General features: G+C 76.0%; 3 protein-coding genes. 1 reads left to right on the top strand and 2 read right to left on the bottom strand.

From position 1 onward, the window contains the following. On the bottom strand, positions 1-1,353 hold a 1,353-nt coding region (locus ACWGKU_RS40565), incomplete at its 3' end, for a sigma-70 family RNA polymerase sigma factor (protein WP_452191817.1). Between the two features lie 336 nt (positions 1,354-1,689). Beyond that, the gene (locus tag ACWGKU_RS40560; protein ID WP_401055559.1) at positions 1,690-2,565 is read right to left on the bottom strand and encodes a TetR/AcrR family transcriptional regulator; all 876 of its coding nucleotides are present in this window, start codon (positions 2,563-2,565) and stop codon (positions 1,690-1,692) included. Between the two features lie 522 nt (positions 2,566-3,087). On the opposite strand from ACWGKU_RS40560, the gene ACWGKU_RS40555 reads away from it, so the two are divergent. Beyond that, positions 3,088-4,256, top strand: a 1,169-nt coding sequence (locus ACWGKU_RS40555; protein ID WP_452191818.1) for an NAD(P)/FAD-dependent oxidoreductase, incomplete at its 3' end; no start/stop codon positions are given.

Below are 4,256 nucleotides of genomic sequence, written 5' to 3'. Positions count from 1 at the left end.
GGCCGCGGCCACCGCGACGGCGGGGGCGATCCCGGCCTTGGCGGCGGTGCCCAGGCCCTCGCCGGCCGCGGCGGCTCCCGCCCCGCCGGAGGCCGCACCGGTCGAACCGGCGGCGGCCGCACCCGCGGCGGCCCCCGAGGACCCGGAGGCGGCGGCCGTCCCGGCGGCTGCCGCTCCGCCGACGGCGGCGGCACCGCCCACGGCGGCCGCGGCGGCGCCGAAGCCACCGACGCCGATCCAGACGAGCACGCCGCCGGGCAGCAGGGCGCGCAGCCCGGTGTTGATCTCGGTCAGTTCCAGGCAAGCGGCCGTGCAGCGGTCGCACTCCTTGAGGTGCCGGCCGACCTCCGCCGAGGCCCGCTTGCGCAGCGAGCCCCGCGCGTACGCCCCGAGCCGGTTGGCGTAGGCCTCGCAACCGCTGTCCTGGCTGCCCGAGACGTGCGCCTGGAGGAACGCGGCGGCGAGCCGGTCGCGGGCCCGGTGGGCCTGGACGGCGGTGGCGTTGGCGGTCTTGCCGAGCATCACCGCGACGGTCTTCGGGGACTCCCGCTCGACCTCGGTGTGCCAGAGCACCACCCGGTCGTCCTCGGGCAGTTCGGCGTAGGCCTGCATGACCATCCGCTGGTCGGCCATCGCCATCGCCCAGGCGTCGGCGCCCGGGTCGGCGAGGTCGAAGTCGACGACGGCGGCCGAGGTCTGCGCGAACACGGCGAAGTCGTCCACGAGTTGCTCGCGGCGCTCGCTGCGGTGCCAGGCGGCGGCGACGTTGCGCACGGCGGTCAGCAGGTAGGCGCGGACGGCGAACTCGGGGCCCTTGCCCGCCCGCAGCGCCTGCAGGGTGCGGGCGAACACCTCGCCCGCGAGGTCCTCGGCGGTGAAGTTGTCCCGGCAGCAGGTGCGCGCGTAGCGGCGCACCGAGTCGGCGTGCCGGCGGTAGATCTCCTCGTACGCGGTGTCGTCGCCGGCCCGCACCCGGGCGGTCAAGTCGGCGTCGGAGGCGGGGCGCTCGCCGTCCACCGGGTCGGCGGGGGCGGGCACGGTCGGCCGGGCGGTGCGGCCGTCGCCGGTGAAGGGGTCGCCGACGAACGCCTCGGGGGCGACGCCGCCCCGGCCCGCCGGGGCCTGCCCGGGCACCCGGCCCGGGGGCAGCGCGGCGGCGGAGGCGGAGAGCGTCTCGCGGCTGGGCATCCCGGCCTGGTCGGGGACGTGTCCGGCAGCCGAAGCCGCTGCGGCGCCCGGCACTTGGGCCGTCCCGCCGACGCCGTTGAGACTGCAGGGCCCCTCGTCGGGATCACCGGAGAGGCCTCCGAAGTCGAGGCCGTACCCGTAGTCGTTCTGTTCCTCGGCGCTCACAACGGACCCCAGATTCCACGACAGCCCCCGTAGTGTGGCAGGGCGCGCGGGAGTGCGCAGGCGCACGGTTCCCCGACGTACGGCGCCGACGGCGCGCGAACGGCGCGCATCGGGACATTGGCTCCAACCACGGGCAAAGGATGGCATAGCGCAGGGACCGGCGGAAGCCGGACCAACCGCCTTCCACTCCTCCGAGAGGCCGTCGCGGGGGTGTTCGCCCAGCGTGCGGCGGTGGGGTGTGCGACTCCCGCACCCGGCGCGCGCATCCGGGCCGCGCGCCGGTCCTCCCTCCAACTCCCGTACCCGCCGGGCGTGGCGGACCGGTCGGCCCGGGTATCAGCGCTCCCGCAGGCCGTCCAGCAGGATCTGCAGCAGCCGGTCCGAGGGGCCGGCGGTCGGTTGACCGTCCGTCTGCGGAGAAATCGGCGAGAAACCGCCGGCCGCCTGCGCCGGGACCGACGGACGGGCCGCGTGCACCGGCACCGAGGCCGTCAGCACCAGCACCACGTCCGACACCGTGACGCCCGGACGCAGTTCGCCCGCCGCACCGGCCCGCGCCACCAGGGCGGCCAGCAGCTGGAGCAGCAGCCGGGGATCGGCGTCGGCCGCCGACGGCTCGACCACCCCGCCGGAGCGGGCCTCCTCGCCGCGCAGGTCGAAGCGGACCGCCGCGGGCGGTTCCGGCGCCCGCTGCTCGGGCACCCGGCCCAGTTCCTCCGCGTACCGGAACGCCTCCGGCGGCAGCAGCCGCCCGGCACCGGTGGACACCGCGCGGGCCAGATAGCCGGCCAGCGCCTCCCAGGCGCCGTCACCGCCGTACAGCGACTCCCGCGCCTGCGCGGTCAGCCACGCCACCTCCTCGGCGGCGATCCGCTGGACCAGCACCTCCTTGCTCGGGAAGCGCCGGTAGACGGTGCCGACCCCGACCCCGGCCCGGCGTGCGACCTCCTCCATCGGCGCGCCGTAGCCGAACTCGCCGAACACCTCGCGGGCCGCCCGCAGCACGCTCTCCAGATTCCGCCGGGCGTCGACCCGCAACCTGGCCCCGGGCACCGGCACCGCGGCCGGCGCGGGCTCGGCCCGGTACGCGACCGCCGAGTACGCCGACCCGCTCTGCGGCGGCAGGTCCACCGGGCCGCGCTGCTCCGGGACCGTGCCCGGTCCGGCCTGTGGTGCACCCACCCGCCCCAACACCTGCTCCTGATCCATCATCCCAACTCTCCCCCGCAGGCGTCCGAAACCGGACCCTGTCGTCGCCCGCCCCTGCACCCCCCGGTGCAGCTCAGCCCGTCAGAAATGACCCGATGACCCATTGCTCGTGCCGCCCGTCCCGTTCCGGTGACCACGGTCGTGCCGCCGTGCCGGGTCCACGTCCGGCTCGGCGCGTCGGCACCGTCCGGGGCCCTGTCCGGGAACTACCCTTCCCCGGATGACTGTCCCCCAGTCGGGTTCTCACGCCAACGCTGGAACTGGCCGTAGTGGCCGCTCCACGGTGCGTCGCCGCCGATTGTCATGGCGACGGCCGCCCCGGTACACAATCCGACCATAGTTCACCACTCTCCGAGGCCGAAAGTGCGTCAGAAAGTCGCCCAGTAAGCACAACTGGCCACGACGGTCACTCGTGTCGCAACCAGCCCCGTACGGACTGTGGACAAGACGACCCCCGCCGGTCCTTCATAGGGGGCGTGATGGGGGGACACCCCCGGCCGCGGGGCGGCCGGGACGAAACGTCGCATCGGCAGGAGGCGCACCATCAGAATCCTGATCGCCGGCGGCGGCTGCGCCGGAACGGCCGCCGCACTCCACCTCCAGCGCGCCCTGCGGGAACGGCTGCGGCGCGGAGAGGTGGAGATCACCGTCGTCGAGCCCCAGGCCTACTTCACCTACCACCCGCTGCTGGCCGAGGTGGCGGCCGGCTCGATCGACCCGAGACACGTGGTGGTCCCCCTGCGCCGGGTCCTGCCGGACTGCCGGGTGGTCACCGCCCGGATCACCCGGATCGAACACGCCGCCCGACGCGCCCTGGCCGACGCCGCCGGCCCCGGCGAGACCCCCGCACCGGTCGAACTGCCCTACGACGTCCTGGTGGTGGCCCCGGGCTCGGTCTCCCGCACGGCACCGGTGCCCGGCCTCGCGGAACACGGCCTCGGCTTCTCCACCGTCGGCGAGGCGGTGGGCCTGCGCAACCACGTCCTGGAGCAGCTCGACCTCGCCTCCGCCACCCGCGACCCGGCGCTGCGCCAGTCGGCGCTCACCTTCGTCTTCGTCGGCGCCGGCTACGCGGGCGTCGGCGCGCTCGCCGAACTGGAGGACATGACCCGCACCGCCGTGCGCGGCTACCACAACGTCCGCGCCGAGGACCTGCACTGGGTCCTGGTCGAGGCGACCGGCCGGATCCTCGCCGAGGAGTCGCCCGAACTGGCCGTGCACACCCTCGGCGAGCTGCGCGAGCGCGGCGTGGACATCCGGCTGCACACCACCCTGGAGTCCGTCGCCGACCGGGTCGTGGTGCTCTCCGACGGCAGCCGCTTCGGCGCCCGCACCCTGGTCTGGACGGCGGGCGTCCGGCCGGCCCCGCTGCTGCGCGAGACCGACCTGCCGCTGGACACTCTCGGCCGGGTGCGATGTCTGGCGACCCTGCAGGCCGTCGGCCCGGACGGACGTGCCCTGCCCGGCGTCTGGGCGGCCGGCGACTGCGCCGCCGTACCGGACCCGAACGCGGACGGAGCCCCCTGCGCCCCCAACGCCCAGCACGCCTTCGCCCAGGCCGAGCTGCTCGCCCGCAACGTCGTGGTGGCCCTGGACGGCGGGCCGCACGCCCCGGGCCTGGCCGACTACCGGCCCGGCCCCGCCGCCTGCTCGACCTCGCTCGGGCTGCGCCGGGCCGTCGCCCACACCAGGCG

This window comes from Kitasatospora sp. NPDC054768 (genome assembly GCF_053612025.1).
The sequence above is the reverse complement of the archived record's forward strand: the minus strand, read 5'-3'. Positions and strand labels throughout refer to the sequence as shown.